Here is a 256-nt window from a genome sequence, read left to right on the forward strand (position 1 = left end):
GCTGGCCTATCTCAATCTCGAACAGGATGCTGCGTATGAGCTTGAAGCGGCCAGCGTTCCAGCTGAAACGGACGCTTGGAAAACACTACAACCGCCGGTTGAATCAGGGCAACTTGTCAAAAAACCTGTACCTTATGTTGTGCCCAAACTCGGCGAAACTGCGCCTGTGTTTGAACGAGAAACCTTAACAGGTCAGACCGTTTCGCTGACGGCACTGATGACAAAGGCCAAAGACAAGCAGCCAGTCTCGCTGTTC

At 52.0% G+C, this 256-nt stretch carries 1 protein-coding gene; it reads left to right on the forward strand.

The annotated features are described in order from the left end of the window. Positions 1 to 256: hypothetical protein (locus ACYP03_RS26950; RefSeq protein WP_459782799.1), on the forward strand; the 256-nt coding region annotated here is incomplete at both ends.

This window comes from Photobacterium sp. R1 (assembly GCF_054600795.1).